The sequence below is a fragment of the Burkholderia sp. AU39826 genome, from assembly GCF_020419965.1.
GTDB lineage: Bacteria > Pseudomonadota > Gammaproteobacteria > Burkholderiales > Burkholderiaceae > Burkholderia > Burkholderia semiarida.
The window spans coordinates 937,129-954,749 of record NZ_JAIZQG010000001.1; the positions used below are offsets into that span (position 1 = coordinate 937,129).

General features: G+C 67.0%; 12 protein-coding genes. 5 read left to right on the forward strand and 7 right to left on the reverse strand.

Features of this window, described 5'->3' with window-relative positions; all coding sequences use genetic code 11:
* The first annotated feature begins 257 nt into the window (after window positions 1–257).
* Entirely contained in the window at window positions 258–1,376 is a 1,119-nt protein-coding gene (locus LGM42_RS04160; RefSeq protein WP_226231632.1) for an acyltransferase family protein, read from the forward strand.
* A gap of 370 nt (window positions 1,377–1,746) precedes the next feature.
* Here the strand turns inward: LGM42_RS04160 and galU are convergent, their stop codons facing one another.
* Together galU and LGM42_RS04170 are read right to left on the reverse strand one after the other, a co-directional pair.
* Window positions 1,747–2,634, reverse strand: a complete 888-nt coding sequence (gene galU / locus LGM42_RS04165) for a UTP--glucose-1-phosphate uridylyltransferase GalU (RefSeq protein WP_006482949.1) — start codon at window positions 2,632–2,634, stop codon at window positions 1,747–1,749.
* A 231-nt stretch (window positions 2,635–2,865) separates the two neighbouring features.
* Window positions 2,866–3,009, reverse strand: a complete 144-nt coding sequence (locus LGM42_RS04170) for a hypothetical protein (protein ID WP_006479318.1) — start codon at window positions 3,007–3,009, stop codon at window positions 2,866–2,868.
* Window positions 3,010–3,226: 217 nt separating this feature from the next.
* On the opposite strand from LGM42_RS04170, the gene LGM42_RS04175 reads away from it, so the two are divergent.
* Window positions 3,227–4,402 (forward strand): acyltransferase family protein, encoded by a 1,176-nt coding sequence (locus tag LGM42_RS04175; protein WP_059582720.1) that lies wholly within the window; start codon window positions 3,227–3,229, stop codon window positions 4,400–4,402.
* A 375-nt stretch (window positions 4,403–4,777) separates the two neighbouring features.
* Here LGM42_RS04175 and LGM42_RS04180 read toward each other — a convergent pair whose 3' ends face one another.
* Genes LGM42_RS04180 through LGM42_RS04190 form a run of 3 tightly spaced genes read right to left on the reverse strand, consistent with a single transcriptional unit; the run spans window position 4,778 to window position 10,966 of the window.
* On the reverse strand, window positions 4,778–7,246 hold the full coding sequence (locus LGM42_RS04180) for a glycosyltransferase family 4 protein (RefSeq protein WP_180278232.1): 2,469 nt from the start codon (window positions 7,244–7,246) through the stop codon (window positions 4,778–4,780).
* Window positions 7,243–8,709 carry a flippase gene (locus LGM42_RS04185; protein ID WP_059582726.1) on the reverse strand — a complete coding sequence of 489 codons (1,467 nt, stop codon included), beginning with the start codon at window positions 8,707–8,709 and terminating at the stop codon, window positions 7,243–7,245. The genes LGM42_RS04180 and LGM42_RS04185 overlap by 4 nt, the downstream gene beginning before the upstream one ends.
* Window positions 8,710–8,749: 40 nt before the next feature.
* The gene (locus LGM42_RS04190; RefSeq protein ID WP_089465488.1) at window positions 8,750–10,966 is read right to left on the reverse strand and encodes a hypothetical protein; all 2,217 of its coding nucleotides are present in this window, start codon (window positions 10,964–10,966) and stop codon (window positions 8,750–8,752) included.
* Between the two features lie 445 nt (window positions 10,967–11,411).
* Here LGM42_RS04190 and LGM42_RS04195 point away from each other — a divergent pair, with 445 nt between their 5' ends.
* The 3 genes from LGM42_RS04195 to LGM42_RS04205 are packed head-to-tail and all read left to right on the forward strand — an operon-like array spanning window position 11,412 to window position 14,510.
* Complete coding sequence (locus LGM42_RS04195; protein WP_060311222.1) at window positions 11,412–12,476, forward strand: acyltransferase family protein; 1,065 nt, start codon at window positions 11,412–11,414, stop codon at window positions 12,474–12,476.
* Window positions 12,477–12,511: 35 nt separating this feature from the next.
* The gene (gene gmd / locus LGM42_RS04200) at window positions 12,512–13,558 is read left to right on the forward strand and encodes a GDP-mannose 4,6-dehydratase (RefSeq protein WP_059639179.1); all 1,047 of its coding nucleotides are present in this window, start codon (window positions 12,512–12,514) and stop codon (window positions 13,556–13,558) included.
* Window positions 13,545–14,510: an NAD-dependent epimerase/dehydratase family protein gene (locus tag LGM42_RS04205; protein WP_060311223.1), complete on the forward strand. Its 966-nt coding sequence runs from the start codon at window positions 13,545–13,547 to the stop codon at window positions 14,508–14,510. Before gmd ends, LGM42_RS04205 begins: the two co-directional genes overlap by 14 nt.
* A gap of 103 nt (window positions 14,511–14,613) precedes the next feature.
* Here the strand turns inward: LGM42_RS04205 and LGM42_RS04210 are convergent, their stop codons facing one another.
* Entirely contained in the window at window positions 14,614–15,804 is a 1,191-nt protein-coding gene (locus LGM42_RS04210) for an O-succinylhomoserine sulfhydrylase (protein WP_060311764.1), read from the reverse strand.
* A 264-nt stretch (window positions 15,805–16,068) separates the two neighbouring features.
* Window positions 16,069–17,601, reverse strand: coding sequence for an amidophosphoribosyltransferase (purF, locus tag LGM42_RS04215; RefSeq protein WP_059582739.1), 1,533 nt, complete (start codon window positions 17,599–17,601; stop codon window positions 16,069–16,071).
* Window positions 17,602–17,621 lie beyond the last annotated feature (20 nt).

Sequence of the window (17,621 nt, forward strand, 5' to 3'; positions counted from 1 at the left end):
ACCAGGTGTGGTCGTTGGATACACGAAGCGTGCAACGCGCGCGCTTCAACGCCGGATTCTACAAGCGCCTTGTCGCTTCGTGCAGTACTTTTATGCGTTTTCGCGGGGTTTCCCGCAGGTTTTGTTGCGCGCGACCGACTTCATCGACGCTCGAGCGTGAAAAAACGCCTTCACGTAGGCGCTCAAACGGGGCGAATGCGAATTACGTTCGATATTTGCGCACCTATACTGGGCCCGCTCAATGCCCGGATGCCTCCATGCGCGAAGTCAGATACGTCAAAGGACTCGACGGCCTGCGAGCCCTCGCCGTCATCCTCGTTTTCCTGTCCCACAAGGGCCACGTCCTTGCCATCGACGTCGGCAAGCTTGGCGTGTGGACGTTTTTCCTCATCAGCGGATTCCTGATCGTCGGCGAACTGCATCGCAACCGCCAGGCGGTCGAGCGCGGCGCCATGACGCGCCGCCACGCGCTCGCGCTGTTCCTCGCGAAGCGCGCGCTGCGGATCTTTCCCGTGTACTACCTGCTGCTCGCGGCGCTCGCGATCGCGCATGCGCTGTTCTACCAGCGCGGCGTCAACCTCGGGCTCGCGTGGCATGCGGCGTTCCTGTCGAATTACTGGATCGGCGTCGTCAAGGATGGCTGGCCGGGCTCCACGTCGCACTTCTGGAGCCTCGCCGTTGAACAGCAGTTCTATCTGATCGCGCCGCTCGCGCTGCTCGCGGTGCCCGCCGCGCGCCACGTCGCGCTCGGCGTGGCGGCCGTCGCGCTGTGCGCGGTCGCGCATCTCGCGCTCTACCTGGCGGACGCATCGCCGGTGCTGATCTATGCGTTTTCCCCGTGGAATTTCGCGCTGATCGCGCTCGGCGGCGTCGGCGCGATGGCGCTCGCCGATCGCGGCGCGGCCGCCGCGCGCCGCGTACCGCCGGGCTGGCTCGGCGCGGCAGGCGTCGCCTTCTTCCTCGCGCTGCCCGCCTGCACGGCGTTGCCCGATGCGGCTGCGGGGCTCGCCGATCTCGGCCTGTCCGCGTCGCTCGGCGCGCTGATGCTGTGGATCGTCAGCGAGCCCGAGCATCCCGTCGTCGCGCTGCTCGACTGCGCGCCGCTCGCCTATCTCGGCACGATCAGCTACGGCTTCTACCTGTTCCACAACCTGATCCCGGCGCGTTTCGGCGCGCTGCCCGCGTCCTTCGCGCACGTGCCGATGCCGGACCTCGTCCGCGACGCGCTGCCGGAAATGCTGCAATTCGCGCTCGCCGTACTGCTCGCGCACCTGTCGTGGCGCTATCTCGAAAAGCGGCTGCTCGACTTCAAGAAGCCGATCGCCGCGATGCTGGCCCGGCACTTCGCCGCGCAGCCGAGCGCGTCGCCGCGCTGAGCGGCGCGCCGACGCGGCGCGCGGCCGGAACCGGATCGGAACGCGTCGATACCGGTGACGACGTCCGGCGGGATGGCAGGCGATGCGTCATCGCGCGACATCCGCGCGACGCGCCAGCGTCGCGCATACCGCGCAATCCATCCACCGATCCGGTCACGTGGCGAATGCCGCGGCACCCGTTTCAAGCACGACGTCCTGCCGCGTCGACAGACTTCGCGCGTCGCGCGCCCCCCCCCCGCACCCATTCCCGGCGCCGCACGCAAACGTCGCACACCATGCTCGTGCGCCGCAAATACAAAAAAGCCCCGGCGCGCGAGCGGCCGGGGCCAACGGAACAACCACCACCTGAAACGACGGAGCGCGCGGCCGCTTAAGCGACGGCAGCCAGCGCGGGGAGGCAGGTACGCAGGTACGCCTCGAATTCGCGGCTCACTTCCGGATGCTGGAGGGCGAGCTCGACGGTTGCCTTCAGATACCCGAGCTTGCTGCCGCAGTCGAAACGCGTACCGTAGTAGCGATACGCGAGCACCTGTTCGTTCGCGAGCAGCGACTGGACGGCGTCGGTGAGCTGCAGTTCGCCGCCCGCGCCGGGCTTGAGCTTACGCAGATGATCGAAGATCGTCGGCATGAACACGTAGCGGCCGACCACGCCGAGGTTCGACGGCGCATCCTCGGGCGCCGGCTTCTCGATGATGCCCGACAGCTTGATGATGTCCTCTTCCCATTCCCGGCCTTCGACGACGCCGTACGAGCGGCTGTCCTCGCGCGGGATCGTCTCGACCCCGATCACCGAGCTGTGATAGTGGTCGAACACGTCGACGAGCTGCTTGAGCACCGGCTGTTCGCCGTGCAGCAGGTCGTCGGCGAGGATCACCGCGAACGGCTCGCCGTGCACGAGCTTCTCCGCGCACAGCACCGCATGGCCGAGGCCGAGCGCTTCCGGCTGCCGCACGTAGAAGCAGTTCACGTGGCTCGGCTTGATGCCGCGCACGAGTTCGAGCAGCTTTTCCTTGCCGCGCGCCTCGAGTTCGGCCTCGATCTCGTACGACTTGTCGAAATGATCCTCGATCGCGCGCTTGCTGCGCCCGGTGACGAAGATCATCTCGGTGATACCGGCGTTGATCGCTTCCTCGACCGCGTACTGGATCAGCGGCTTGTCGACGACGGGCAACATTTCCTTCGGGCTCGCCTTCGTTGCCGGGAGGAACCGCGTGCCGAGACCGGCAACGGGGAACACGGCCTTGGTGACTTTCAACATGTTCGCATCCTGATAGCGTTGTCTGCGCCGCGTCGACCCGCGACCCGGCGCGATTGTGTTCCGAACGGCATATCGAGAATCGACGGCACTGCCAATTCCGCTCCGCTCATTTTCGATATGAACTGATTGCCCAATTATTCCGGAAAAAAATATAATCGTTTCAAGCCGGTCGATATTGCCGAACCGATTGCCGGAGCAGAAACAAATTACCGATTCTCCGGATACAAATTCTTACGATTCGAATTCCTCGATATAGGGCACGCCGCCCCGTTCGAGGCCCGGGCGGATCGGTTCGTTCTTCAGCGCCTCGCGGTACGCCGACAGCACGGCCATGACCAGTAGTACTGCAGCGCTCGCGATCCAATGCATGTCCATCTTGCCGCTCCTTGCATCAATCAACTGGAGCTTCAAACTATCAGAAAAAAATCGGCAAATAATTCAGGCGACTCTCGGAACCGCTTTCAGGTCTCGATAAACCCATGATGCGGAATACCGATATTTCCGGACGAGATTTTTTTATTCATTGACGGAATTCTTGCGCATTACGATTGGATGAAACTTCCCGTCCATCCGTCGCAAGGAATCGAATCGCATGCAAGCTTTCAGCGGATCGTCTCTGGCCGCGCCGCCCGTCGCCGACCACAAGGAACACGTGATCGACGCGATGCGCGGCTTCGCGGCGCTGCTCGTCGCCTATTTCCACTGCCGCCAGGTCGTCTGGGTCGGCATGCAAAGCTTCCATCATGCTTACGGCCACGCGCTGAGCCCGGGCGCGATCGCCGGCTACCTGACCTTTCCGTTCGCGTGGGGCTCCGCCGGCGTACCGATCTTCTTCGTGATCAGCGGCTACTGCATCCACCGCAACGCGGCGCTCAAGCTGGCGGCGAACCCCGCGTACCGGCTCGACGCGCCGAACTTCTGGGTGCGCCGCTTCGCGCGCATCTACCCGGTGCTGCTCGCCGCGCTGCTGTTCACGCTCGCGCTCGACGCGGTCAGCCTGCAGATCGAGCCCGTCAGCCACAAGATCCGCGACGTCGGCGTCGTCGCGTTCCTCGTGAACCTGTTCTCGCTGCAGGGCGTCGCCGGCTATACGTACGGGTCGAACGGCGCGCTGTGGACGCTATCGCTCGAAGTGCAGTTCTACGCGATCTACCCGCTGCTGTTCGCGCTGCGCCGGCGCATCGGCATGCCGGCCGTCGTGGCCGCGGTCGCCCTCGTCAACGTCGCGTCGGCGTGGCTGCTCGAACGGCACGACCTGCAGTTCTTCACGTCCTACTGGCTGTCCTGGACGATCGGCGCGTGGATCGCCGACGTGCGCGCGCAGCAGTCGCGCGGCACGGCCGTCGTGCCGTCGCGCGCATGGTACGTCGCGGCCGCGGTGCTGCTCGCCGCCGGCTGCGGCGCGTTCCATTTCGGCCAGTACGGCGCGTTCCAGCTGTGGTCGGCCGGCTTCGCGTGCTTCCTGTACCGCGCGCTCGCCCGCCCGCCGCGCGCCACGCCGCCGCTGCGCGTGCTGAGCTGGTTCGGCGACTTCAGCTACTCGCTGTATCTCGTCCACCTGCCGCTGTTCGTCTGCCTCGGCTCGGTGCTGTTCCACTCCGAGCTGCAACTGTCGATCTGGCCGTCGTTCGCGTTCATGGCCGTCGCGATTCCGGTGGCGTACCTGTTCTACCGGATGTTCGAACGGCCGGCGATGATGTGGTCGGCCAGCTTCAAGCCGACCCGCGCCGCCCGCGTCGTCGCGTCGACGCCCGAACAGGCGGTCTGACGCCGGGCGGCCGGCCCGTCCGGCTCCGGAGCCCTCGCGGCGTCCCGCCGCTCGGGGGCTTTTTCACGGCTGGCACGCGGTTGCAGGCCGGCTCGACAAGGGACCGGCAGCCTGCCGCGCGCCGACCGCGCCACGGCCCGCGCAAGCCGCCGGTGCGCGGTTTCCTCGGTACGACTGCGACGGTGTCCTGCTCGCGTCACGTTGCCGACGACCCGCTCCCGTTCCGGATGACGATCGGCCAAGCTCGCGCCGACTCGGACTCGGACTCGAGCCCGCCAACCCGCCCCAACCAGGCGCGTCGCCCGCTGAACGACGAAGCCCCCGCACGGCACGACGCCGCACGGAGGCTCGTTTCCCGCCGGCGCGCGCCGGCTGCTATTTCTTCGCTTTCGCGGCCCGGGCGGCCTTCGCCGTATCGGAGAGAATCTTCTCGACCCGCTCCACGTAGGTTTCGGTCCCGAACCGCCGCACCGCGGTCGCGCGCCCGCTCGCGACGAGCCGCTCGCGCAGTGCGCCGTCGCGCTTGAGCGTCGTCAGCGCGTCGGCCAGCGCGGCCGCGTTGCCCGGCTCGCAGAGCAGCCCGTTGTCGCCGTCCTCGATGATCTCGACGACGCCGCCCGCACGCGCCGCGACGACGGGTCGGCGCGCGAGCATCCCCTCGACGATCACCCGCCCGAACGGTTCGGGCGTGATCGACGTATGCGCGACGACGTCGACGGCCGTCATGCACGCGGCCACGTCGCGCTGGAATCCGAGGAAATGCACGCGCTCGTCCATCCCGTGCTGCGCGACGTATTCGTGCAGTTGCGCCGCATAGTCGTCCTCGCCGAACAGCGGCGCGCCGACCAGCACCACGTGCATGTCGGGATGCCGCGCGGCGGCCTCCAGCAGCACGTGCTGCCCCTTCCAGCGCGCGAGCCGGCTGAACGAACCGACCAGCCATGCGTCCGTCGGCAACCCGAGGCGCGCGCGCAGCGCCGCCTGGCTCACGCCTTCCAGCGCATCGAACGGTTCGGCCGAGATGCCGTTGAACACGACGTCGACGTGCTGCGGCGTGAAGCCCGTCAGCGCGCGGAACGCCTGCGCGGATGCATCGGAGTTCGCGATCACGCGCGTGACGCCGAGCCGCGCGCAGTACTTGATCGCCTGCAACTGCTTGCCGCCGAAATGGTCGGCGCTGACGATGTCGCGCAAATGCCAGACCACCGGCTTGCGCGCGAGCCGCCCGGCAAGCGCGGCGACCACCATCGCGCGTTGCGTGTTCGCGTAGATCACCTCCGCGCGGCGCGCGCGCCGGGCCACGTCGCGCACGAGCCGCACGAGCTGCTTCACCGCGCCGAACGACACGCCGCCCTGCTTGCGCACGCCCGCGAGCGCGCCTTGGTCGACCACGTCGACGCGCGCGCCGATCTCGTCGAGCGCCGCGCGGAACGGGCCGTCGTCGAACAGCAGCACGTCGGCGTTCGCGCGCATGTGCTTCATGATCTCGAGCAGCGACAGCTCGGCGCCGCCGAGCACGCCGCTCTGATCGAGCACGAGCGTCGCCGGGCCGCGCGCGGCCGGCATCGGCGCGGCCGTGCCGCGCCGCGCGGTCGAGCCGGGCAGCGCTTGCTCCACGTAGTCGAGGAAGCGCTGCCGGAACGTATCGGCGGAAAACCGCTCCGCGTTCGCGCGGCACGCGTTGGGCGTGAAGCGCTGCGGCGCGCGCTCGAAATCGTCGACGGCCGCGACGATCGCATGCGGCGTCTGTTCGTCGAAGAACAGGCCCGTCGGGTTCAGGCTCGACTGCGGGTCGAGCACGGTTTCGAGCGCACCGCCCTTGCCGTACGCGATGACCGGCGTGCCGCACGCCTGCGCCTCGACGACCGAGATCCCGAAATCCTCCTCGGCCGCGAACACGAACGCCTTCGCGCGCCGCATCCGGTCGTGCAGCACCGCGAACGGCTGATAGCCCATGATCTCGACGTTCGGGCCGGCCTTCGCGCGGATTTTCTGCATCTCGGGGCCGTCGCCGATCACGACGAGCTTGCGCTCGGGCGTGCGCGAAAACGCTTCGACGATCAGATCGATCTTCTTGTACGGCACCATCCGCGACGCGGTGAGGTAGAAGTCCTCCTTCGCCGCGTTCAGCGAGAACGCGTCGACGTCGACCGGCGGGAAGATCACCGCGGCGTCGCGGTGGTAGACCTTCTTGATGCGCCGCGCGATGAACGCGGAATTCGCGACGAAGCCGTCCACCGCGTTCGCGGTGCGCGTATCCCAGTTGCGGATGTAATGGAGAATCATCCGCGCGAGCAGCGATTTCGGCCCGTGCGTGAGATTCGACTGTTCCAGATACTGGTGCTGCAGGTCCCACGCATAGCGGATCGGCGAATGCACGTAGCTGATGTGCACCTGGTCCGGCCCGGTCAGCACGCCCTTCGCGACCGCGTGGCTGCTCGAGATCACGAGGTCGTACTCGGACACGTCGAGCTGCTCGATCGCGAGCGGCATCAGCGGCAGGTAGCTGCGGTACTTGGTGCGCGCGAACGGCAGCTTCTGGATGAACGACGTCGTCACCGGCTTGCCGCGCACGAACGCGCGGTCGTCGAGGAAATCGACGAGGCTGAACAGGTCCGCGTCGGGAAAGCACGCGACGATCTGTTCGAGCACGCGCTCGGCGCCCGCGTAGGTGACGAGCCAGTCGTGGACGATCGCCACGCGCAGCGCACGCGCCGGCTGCCGCGCGCCGGCCCGTTCGGCCGGCACCGCGCGGTGCAGCGCGGCGGCGTCGCCCGCGTGAGCCACGGCGGCGTCGGCCGTGGCGAGATTCAGGACGGCGTGTTCCGCCAGATCGCGATTCATGCAGTTCTCCTCGCATTGAGACGGACGAACAGGTCGCGCACGAGTGCACGCAATCCCGGCGTCATCGTGAGCGACCACGCAACGTTCAGCACCAGCACGATCGCGCACAGGCCGATCGACTGGACCAGCCCCGGCCACGCTTGCGCCAGAAACAGGCTAGCGAGCAGGAAGGCGAGATGGGCGAGCATGTCGAGCACGATCGCGCGCATCCGGATCGCCGACAGATACAGCAGCACGCCGTAGTCGACGAGCGCGCGCGCCGCGACGACCACCGCCGCGCCGATCAGCCCGAAGTGATGAATGCCGAGCCACAGGCCGCCGACGAAGAACGGCATCTCGACGAGCCCGGCGAATGCCGCGCGGGCCGGGTTGACCTGCGACTGGATCAGGATGCGTGTGACGCTCGCCTGCCCGACGAGCCATACGCTGATCACGAGCACGCGGCCGACCGGCGCCGAATGCGCGGCGAGATCGGCGCCGACCCACAGCGTGAGGAACGGCGCGAGCGCGAAGATCGCGACGATGCCGACCGGCGTGAACACGCCGTTCAGGAATTCGAGCGACTGGCGCGCGAGGGTATCCGCGTGATCGCGGCCGACCGCCGACAGGCGCGGAAACAGCGTGCGCACCAGTGCGTTCGGCAGCATGTTCAGGCGCGTGACGAGGTTCTGCGGCACCGTGTAGTAGGTGACGAACTTCGCGCCCATGCCGGCGCCGAGCATCACGCGGTCGAGCGTGTCGGCGATCATGCTGGTCGTGCTCGCGATCAGCATCCAGCCGCCGAAGTTGAACAGCCCCTTCGCGGTACCCCACTGCGGCGGATCGATGCGGCGGATGCCGAGCACCTTGATGCTGGCCTGGCCGAGCATCACCGCCGCGATCAGCCGCGCAACGACGGCCGCGGCGAGCACCGTCTGCAGGTTCGGCGCGATCCACCACGCGGCGGCGAGCGGCAGCAGCTGGAACAGGAACGTGCCGATCGTCTGGTTCGTGTTGAACACGCCGAACCGTTCGGCGCCGTTGATCGCGCCGGCGAACACCCACGACACGTTCGCGAGCGGAATCGCGAGCGCAAGCCACGGCAGCGCGAGATACACCTCGTGCTGCATCGCGGCCGACACCTTCGTGAAATACGCGGTGTAGACGAACGCACCGAAATAGATCAGCAACCCGCCCGCGATGCCGGTGCCGAGATTCAGCCAGAACGCGCTCCAGAACACGCGCGCGCTTTCGTCGGCGTCGCCGCTCGCGAGCGCCTTCGAGATGTGGTTCTGCGCGGCCATGCTCATCCCGAGATCGAGGATCCCGAAATAGCCGATCAGCGTCCACACGAGGCTGACGACGCCGTAGCGTTCGACGCCGAGCGCGTGGATGTACGCGGGCACGGTCACCAGCGACACGAAGGTCGGCAGGATCAGCCCGATGAAGTTGATCGAAACGTTCTTGAGTATGCCTTTGTCCATGCTTAAGCCTTGAGTGACGTCGACGACGGCGCGCCGCCCGTCACGGTTTCCAGCGATACATCAGCACCTTGCCGCGCGCGTCTTCCTCGACGAACACGAGGTATTCGCCGTTCTCGCGCCGGAACGCGCTGATGCCGAACGGCACGTCGACCCAGCCGGAGGCCTTGCCGACCTCGGCGCCCGGGCTCATCACGCCCACTTCCTTGCCGGTTTCCTTGTCGTACACGTGGATCTTCCCGACCGGCTCCACCGTGAAGATGTAGCGGCCTTCGACCGTGATCCCGATCAGGTCGAGGATCGGCTTCGCATCGAGCTGCCATGGCAGCGCGACCTGGTAGCGCACCACCGGCGAGCCGCTCGACCACTTGTCGAAGCGCACCAGCACGCGGCCGACTTCCTTGTTGATGCCCGGCTGCGGCGGCGCGTCGGCCGTGTAGCCGGTCACGTACAGCGTGTCCGTCTGCGCGTCGTAGATCGACCGGCGCAGTTGCGTGAACGGCTGCGGCATCGGGTAGGTCGTGACCTTGTCGTACGAATAGATCGGGTTGCCGGCCTTGTCGACGCCGCCGTACTGGAAGCGGTGGATGCCGCGCACGTCGCTCGTGCGCCAGATGTCGCCTTTCGTGTCGACCCACCAGCCCCAGCCGCCCGCCTTCGCCTTGCCCGTCGTGTTGAGCTCGGACTCGTCGGCATCGATCCGGCCGTTGCCGTTCGCGTCGCGCCACAGCCAGTCGCCGCCCGGCGGCTTGTTCGGCACCTTGTCGACCGGCCGCGCGCGGCCCGCGATCAGGCCGGACGGAATCGCGACCTCGCCGTCGCGCTTCGCGTCGAAGCGGTAGATCTTCAGATGATCGGCGTACATGTCGGTCAGGTACAGAAACGTGCGGCCGTCGACGCGCCGCGCGATCGGCATGCCCGGATACTGGTCGGTGTGGAACACGGGGTCGTCCGGATACTTGAAGCGGTTCGACAGGAAGCCGACGTATTTCCAGTCCTGGCCCGGCGGCTTCGACAGGTCGAGCTCGAAGCGCTTGTTGCCCGTGTACACGCTGTTCGGCCGCGCGGGGTCGAGCCACGCGCCGTCGACGAACAGCAGCCCCTGCACCTGCCAGCGCAGCTTGCCGTCCGGCGTGTAGCTTTCCAGCACCGCGCCGAGCCCCGCGCCGATCGTGTCGTGGCGCGGCCCGATCCCGTTCATCGATACGTAGACGTTGCCCGCGCGGTCGACGCCGACACCCGTCAGCCCGTTGAAGCGCTGCGGCCCCGGGCGCCCCGGCACCGGCCCCGCGAAGATGCCGCCGCGCTCGCCGAGCGAGCCCGACTGCGCATAGCCGTTCGCGCCTTTCGAGAAGATCAGGATCTGCTGGCGCGGCCCGTTGTCCGCGACCAGCACGCGCCCTTTCGCATCGACCGCCACGTCCACCGCGTCGGTGCCTGCCGGCAGCGCCGGCGCGTCGTCGAGCTTGCGGCCGTCGGCCCGCACGTGCACGAGATGCGCGGGCCCGCCCAGCGTATCGGTCAGCAGCCACAGCGTGCCGTCGCCCGCGAGCGCGATGCGGCCCGGCTCGTGCGCGCTCCACGTGCCCTTCCGCTGCATCGTCTCCGCGTCGTACACGTCCACCGCGTCGCGCGACGGATTGGTCGCGAACAGCGTCTTGTCGTCGGCCGCGAGGCCGCCCACTTCCGCCTTCGCGTCGCCCACTTCCGAGCGTGCGGGCGCCGGCACCTCGTTCATCATCATGAAGCTGGCGGCCATTCGCGCGCGGCCGGCATCGGCGCGGCCGCCCGGCGCGACCGGCGGCGCCGCGCGAAACGGCGCGGGCTGCTTCATGTCGCCGATCGTGCGCCGCGAGATGCCGAACCATTGCTTGCCCTTGTCCGGCCAGATGCCGGGCGACTGCAGGTGGCCGCGCTCGTTGCCGACGCCGATCGCGACATACGCATACTTGCCGTTCACCGCGATCGCGTTGCCGCCGAGGTTGCCCCAGCCGTGGGTGCCACCGGCGAAGCCGAGCATCTTCCCGTCCTGGTAGACGCTCGCCTCGGCGCCGCTCTCGTCCCACGGCGCATTCGTATACACCTTGCCGTCGGGCGTCACCGCGATCGCGCGGATGTCGATCTGCGTCCAGCTGCCGTCGCCATAGCCGAACGTGTTGCCGATCCACGAGGTCGTCGCGGGCAACACCGTTTCGGCCGGCACGGCGCTCGTCAGCAGCGCCGCGCATACCGTCACGCCAACCAGAATCAGACGTCGCAATGCGCTTCTCCAGACTCGATGCAACAACGACCGGCGCAGCCTCGGATGGCCGGCGGCTGCGCCCTGTCGCTAAATGGGTTTCAAACGTCGCGATGCAGGTTACAAGCAAAAATAATCACAAGAAATTTGGAAATATTTGGGGATGTTTCCGCCAGAAATATCGAACCGGAACAGGCAGTCAATCCGGCCCGGAAACGGCAATAACGACCGCCTTTCCCGCGCCGCCACGTAGAAAATTCCTCCCCGCGCCGCGTCTGGCGGCCGCCCGGGTGCAAATCTTTCGTCTCGCGACCGTAATAATCGGCATTCGGATATTTGCCGTCAGATAAATGACGCGCGTTTTTTTACCGATTTCTTTTCCCTAGAATCGTTTTCGATTCCCTATTTCATTTAAAGGCATGCAATACGTACACGCATCGGATGCGGGTCGTGAAGGAGCCGCGCGATGACGGCCCTGTCGCGCCCCGCCGACCTCGCCCCGCCGCAACACGGCCGCATCGTGCAGCTCGACGGGCTGCGCGCGATCGCCGTGGGCGCCGTGTTCCTGCAGCACGCGCTGAAGGCGCCGCTGTGGATGGGCGTCGATCTGTTCTTCGTGCTGAGCGGGTTGCTGATCACCGGCATCCTGCTCGATCGCAAGGCGCGCGGGCAGTCGTACTTCAGCCACTTCTACGCACGCCGCGTGCGCCGCATCCTGCCGCCGTACGTGCTGCTGCTGGCGGTGTCGACGCTGCTGTTCGGCGCGAGCTGGCTGCCGCACTGGCCGTGGTTCGCGTTCTTCTCGACCAATATCGGCCTGTCGCTCGGCAGCATCGGCCATGACAGCCTGAACGTGCTGTGGTCGCTCGCGGTCGAGGAGCAGTTCTACATCTTCTGGCCGTTCGTCGTGCTGTGGTGCTCGGAGCGCGCGCTGCTGTGGGTCGCCGCCGCGCTGATCGTCGCGGCGCCGGTGCTGCGCGCGATCGCGACGCCGTGGTTCGATTCGTTCTGGCCGATCTACTACCTGACGCCGTTCCGGATGGACCTGCTCGCGGCCGGCGCGTTGCTCGCGATCGTGCTGCGCCGCGACCGGCGCGCGCTGGAGCCGTTCTATCCGCTCGCGATCGTCGGCGCGCTCGTGTCGCTCGCGATCCTCGGCTGGCTGCACCTGTCGTTCCCGCGCTTTCGCGCCGCGAACACGCCGCTGTCGAACGCGGCGCTCTACAGCATCTCGCTGCTGCTGTGCACGTCGATCGTCGTGATCGCGCTGCGCGGGCGCGGCCTCGTGCAACGCGTGCTGACGAACCCGATGCTCGTCTACGTCGGCACCGTCAGCTACACCGTCTACCTGATCCACCTGAGCGTGCTGTACGCGCTGTGGCCGCTGCACCTGAACCGTTTCGTCACGGCCGCGCTGGCGCTTGCGATCACGCTCGCGTACGCGACCCTGAGCTGGTACGGCTTCGAACGGCGCCTGACGCGCGGGCCCGCGCGCCGCGCGCTGCCGGCCGCCGCCGGCACGACCGCCTGAATCTCATCATCCATCGCTTCTACCAGGACAACGCCATGAGCCAAACGCGTAAAAAGGCCATCATCACCGGAATTTCGGGGCAAGACGGTGCGTACCTGACCAAACTGCTGCTCGACAAGGGCTACGAAGTCACCGGCACCTATCGCCGCACCAGCTCGGTGAATTTCTGGCGCATCGCCGAGCTCGGCGTCGACACGCACCCGAACCTGACGCTCGTCGAACACGACCTGACCGACGCGGGCTCGAGCCTGCGCCTGCTCGAACGCACGCAGCCGGACGAGCTCTACAACCTAGCCGCGCAAAGCTTCGTCGGCGTGTCGTTCGACCAGCCGGCGACCACCGCCGAAGTGACCGGCATCGGCCCGCTGAACCTGCTCGAGGCGATTCGGGTCGTGAGCCCGAAGACCCGCTATTACCAGGCGTCGACGTCCGAGATGTTCGGCAAGGTGCAGGCGATCCCGCAAACGGAAACCACCGCGTTCTACCCGCGCAGCCCCTACGGCGTCGCGAAGCTGTACGCGCACTGGATGACCGTGAACTACCGCGAGTCGTACGGCCTGTTCGGCAGCAGCGGGATCCTGTTCAATCATGAATCGCCGCTGCGCGGCCGCGAATTCGTCACGCGCAAGATCACCGACACGGTCGCGAAGATCCGGCTCGGCAAGGCGACCCGGCTCGAGCTCGGCAATCTCGACGCGAAACGCGACTGGGGCTTCGCGCTCGAATACGTCGAAGGCATGTGGCGGATGCTGCAGGCCGACGAGCCCGACACCTACGTGCTGGCGACCAACCGCACCGAAACCGTGCGCGACTTCGTGCGGATGGCGTTCGCGGCGGCCGGCTACCAGCTCGAATGGACCGGCAAGGGCGAGCAGGAGCGCGGCCTCGACGCATCGACCGGCAACGTGCTCGTCGAAGTGAACCCGAAGTTCTACCGCCCCGCGGAAGTCGACTTGCTGATCGGCTGCGCGGACAAGGCGAAAAGCAAACTCGGCTGGGAACCCAAGACGACGCTCGAACAACTTTGCCAGATGATGGTCGAAGCGGATTTGACGCGGAATCAACACCATGACACGTTCTGAGGCCGGCCGTCCGTCGCGCCGTGCGTTCGTCACGGGCCTGACGGGCTTCACCGGCCGCTACATGGTCGAACGCCTGCAGGCGGCCGGCTACGACGTCTGGGGCACGGTCGCGCCCGGCACGCCCGGCCCCGCCGATCCGGCGTTCGCGCACTGCACGCTGCTGCCCGTCGACCTGCTCGACGCGCAGGCCATGCGCGCGGCCGCGGCCGACGCGCGGCCCGACGCCGTCGTGCATCTGGCCGCGCGCGCGCATGTCGCGCAGGACGAGCCGTCGCACACCTACGCGGTCAACATCGTCGGCACGCGCAACCTGCTGGCCGCGCTCGACGGCCTCGACCGCCGCCCGTCGGCGGTGCTGCTCGCAAGCAGCGCGAACGTCTACGGCAACTCGACGGCCGGCGTGCTCGACGAAACCGTCGCGCCGGCCCCGGCGAACGACTACGCGGTCAGCAAGCTCGCAATGGAATATGCGGCGAAGCTGTGGGCCGACCGGCTGCCGATCGTGATCGCGCGGCCGTTCAACTACACGGGTGTCGGCCAGAGCGATGCGTATCTGCTGCCGAAGCTCGTCGCGCACTTTGCGGGCAACGCGCCGCGGATCTCGCTCGGCAACCTCGACGTGAGCCGCGATTTCTCCGACGTGCGCGACGTGACGGCCGCCTATCTGAAGCTGATCGAAGCCGCGCCGGCCGGCGAGACGTTCAACGTCTGCTCGGAGCGTGCGTATTCGCTGAAGGAAGTGCTGGCGATGCTGTCGCGCATCGCCGGCTACGTGATCGACGTGACGATCGATCCGCGCTTCGTGCGGCACAACGAAGTGAAGCGCCTGAGCGGGTCGCGCGACAAGCTGCGGCGCGCGGTGGGCGAACTACCGATCACGCCGCTCGACGAAACGCTGCGCTGGATGGTGGACGCGATGCGCGCCGCGCCGCCCGCGCACGCCGCGGGCTGAACGTCGGCAAAACACGCACGACGGCATGCGCCGAAACGACAACGGGCCGCTCTCTCGAGCGGCCCGTTTCATCGTCGATCCGGGCAAAAACCGGCCGTATCGCTCAGCCGTCCAGGCCGCGCGCGAGATCGTCACGAATGTCGCCCGCGTGCTCGAGCCCGACCGCGAGGCGAATCAGCCCTTCGGTGATCCCCGCCGCCGCACGCGCTTCCGGCGTGATGCGGCCGTGCGTCGTGGTGGCCGGATGCGTGATCGTCGTGCGCGTATCGCCGAGGTTGCCGGTAATCGACACCAGCTTCGTGTTGTCGATCACACGCCACGCGTTCGCGCGCTGCTGCTCCGGCGTGTCGCCCTTCAGCTCGAACGACACGATTGCACCGCCGGCCTTCTGCTGGCGCTTCGCGAGTTCATGCTGCGGATGCGATTCGAGGCCCGGGTAGAACACGCGCGCGACTGCCGGATGCGCGTCGAGCCAGCGCGCGATCTCCAGCGCGTTCGCCGATTGCTTCTCGACGCGCAGCGACAGCGTCTCCATCCCCTTCAGCAGCACCCACGCGTTGAACGCCGACAGCGTCGGGCCCGCGCTGCGCACGAACGGGAACACCTTGCCCATGATGAATTCCTTCGAGCCGACCAGCGCGCCGCCGAGCACGCGGCCCTGCCCGTCGAGGAATTTCGTCGCCGAGTGCATCACGACGTCCGCGCCGAGCTTCAGCGGCTGCTGCAGCACCGGGCTGCAGAAACAGTTGTCGACGACGAACAGCGCGTTCGCGGCCTTCGCGATCTTGGCGATCGCCTCGATGTCGGCGAGTTCGGTCAGCGGGTTCGACGGCGTCTCGAGGAAGAACATCTTCGTTTCCGGCCGCACCGCTTCCTGCCATGCGTTCAGGTCGGTCGGGTCGACGAAGGTCGTCGTGATCCCGAACTTGCTGAAGATCTGCGAGAACATCCCGAGCGTCGAGCCGAACAGGCTGCGCGAACTGACGAGGTGGTCGCCCGCCTGCAGCGCGGACATCACGACCGACATGATCGCGGCCATGCCCGACGCCGTCGCGATGCACGCCTCGCCGCCCTCGAGCGCCGCGAGACGCTCCTGGAACATGGTGACGGTCGGGTTCGTGAAGCGCGAATAGGTGAAATAGTCTTCCGAATTCGCGAAGCGCTCGGCCGCGTCGGCCGCGCTCGAGAAGCAGAAGCTCGACGTGAGGAACAGCGCTTCCGAATGCTCGTTGAAGTCGCTGCGCAGCGTGCCAGCGCGCACGGCAAGCGTGTCGAAGTTGAGGGAGTCGTCCATGTTCCGTTTTCCGTATTCGAGGGCCGCGCCGACGGTCATGCACGCGGCGCGGGCCCGGTCAAAACCGAGGCCAAAAAACAAAAAGCCCGCTATGCGTCGGCATCAGCGGGCTTCGGTGCGGTACGACAGCGATCGACTCGGGCCGGCTGCCGCCGGCCTTCGCTTTAGCTGTTTTGGGAAGTTGCCCCGCGTCCGCAAGCTGATATCAAATCGACGCAAGGCCACATCCTATCACGCCTCGATCCAAGCGCGCGCCGGCGTGAGTTACTCGACCGACAGTTGCAGGTTCATCTGCGAGCGCTCGGTATCGCTGGCCGTATCGCGATCGGCCTGCGACGCCGGCGTGAGGCGCGCGCGCTCGATCGCATCGAGGTACTCGGGCGTCACGGCGCCGGTGATGTAGTTGCCGTCGAAGCACGACGCCTCGAAGCGCTCGAGCTTCGGGTTGATGTCGCGCACCGCGCGGCGCAGATCGTCGACGTCCTGATAGATCAGGTGATCGGCGCCGATGATCTTCGCGACTTCTTCGTCGGTGCGGCCGTGCGCGACGAGCTCGCCACGCGTCGGCATGTCGATGCCGTACACGTTCGGGAATTTCACGGGCGGCGCAGCCGACGCGAAGATCACCGACTTCGCACCCGCATCACGCGCCATCTGCACGATTTCGTGCGAGGTCGTGCCCCGCACGATCGAATCGTCGACGATCAGCACGTGCTTGTCCTTGAACTCGATGCTCATCGCGTTGAGCTTCTGGCGCACCGACTTCTTGCGCACGGCCTGCCCCGGCATGATGAACGTGCGGCCGACGTAGCGGTTCTTGAAGAAGCCTTCGCGGTACTCGACGCCGAGCTTCGCGGCGACCTGCATCGCGGCCGGGCGCGACGAATCGGGAATCGGCATCACGACGTCGATCGGCACGTTCGGCAGTTCGCGCTTGATCTTCTCGGCGAGATAGTCGCCCATGCGCAGGCGCACGTTGTACACCGGCACGCCGTCGAGGCACGAATCCGGACGGGCCAGATACACGTATTCGAACATGCACGGATTCAGCGTCGGGTTCTCCGCGCACTGCTGGCTGTGGAAGTTGCCGGCCTTGTCGATGAAGACCGCTTCGCCCGGCTCCAGGTCACGCACGAATTCGAAACCGATGCCTTCGACCGCCACCGACTCCGACGCGACCATCCATTCGGTGCCATGCTCGGTTTCGAGCTTGCCGATGCACAGCGGGCGGATGCCGAACGGGTCGCGGAACGCGAGCAGGCCGTAGCCGGCGATCAGCGACACGATCGCGTACGAACCCTGCAGGCGGCGATGCACGCCCGAGACCGCCTTGAACACCGACGCCGGGTCGAGCTCGAGGCCCGTGGTCGACAGTTGCAGCTCGTGCGCGAACACGTTGAGCAGCACTTCGCTGTCGGAGTTGGTGTTGATGTGCCGGCGGTCGATCCGGAACATCTCGTCCTTCAGCTGCATCCAGTTCGTCAGGTTGCCGTTGTGCGCGAGGATGATCCCGAACGGCGCGTTCACGTAGAACGGCTGCGCCTCGGCCTCGCTCGACGCCGAGCCGGCCGTCGGGTAGCGTACCTGGCCGATGCCGTAGGTGCCGGGCAGGCTGCGCATGTTGCGCGTGCGGAACACGTCGCGCACCATGCCGTTCGCCTTGTACATGTGGAAATTGCTGCCGTCCGCCGTCGCGATGCCCGCCGCGTCCTGACCGCGATGCTGCAGGAGCAGCAGGCTGTCATAGATCAGCTGATTGACAGGGGATTGGGAGATAACGCCTACGATGCCGCACATGGCATGTCCTTCAAGATGAC

Coding starts and splice junctions, on each gene's coding strand:
- LGM42_RS04160 (WP_226231632.1), top strand. CDS start 258: ATGCGCGAAGTCAGATACGTCAAAGGACTCGACGGCCTGCGAGCCCTC.
- LGM42_RS04195 (WP_060311222.1), top strand. CDS start 11,412: ATGACGGCCCTGTCGCGCCCCGCCGACCTCGCCCCGCCGCAACACGGC.
- galU (WP_006482949.1), bottom strand. CDS start 2,634: ATGTTGAAAGTCACCAAGGCCGTGTTCCCCGTTGCCGGTCTCGGCACG.
- LGM42_RS04185 (WP_059582726.1), bottom strand. CDS start 8,709: ATGGACAAAGGCATACTCAAGAACGTTTCGATCAACTTCATCGGGCTG.
- gmd (WP_059639179.1), top strand. CDS start 12,512: ATGAGCCAAACGCGTAAAAAGGCCATCATCACCGGAATTTCGGGGCAA.
- LGM42_RS04205 (WP_060311223.1), top strand. CDS start 13,545: ATGACACGTTCTGAGGCCGGCCGTCCGTCGCGCCGTGCGTTCGTCACG.
- LGM42_RS04180 (WP_180278232.1), bottom strand. CDS start 7,246: ATGAATCGCGATCTGGCGGAACACGCCGTCCTGAATCTCGCCACGGCC.
- LGM42_RS04175 (WP_059582720.1), top strand. CDS start 3,227: ATGCAAGCTTTCAGCGGATCGTCTCTGGCCGCGCCGCCCGTCGCCGAC.
- LGM42_RS04170 (WP_006479318.1), bottom strand. CDS start 3,009: ATGGACATGCATTGGATCGCGAGCGCTGCAGTACTACTGGTCATGGCC.
- LGM42_RS04210 (WP_060311764.1), bottom strand. CDS start 15,804: ATGGACGACTCCCTCAACTTCGACACGCTTGCCGTGCGCGCTGGCACG.
- purF (WP_059582739.1), bottom strand. CDS start 17,601: ATGTGCGGCATCGTAGGCGTTATCTCCCAATCCCCTGTCAATCAGCTG.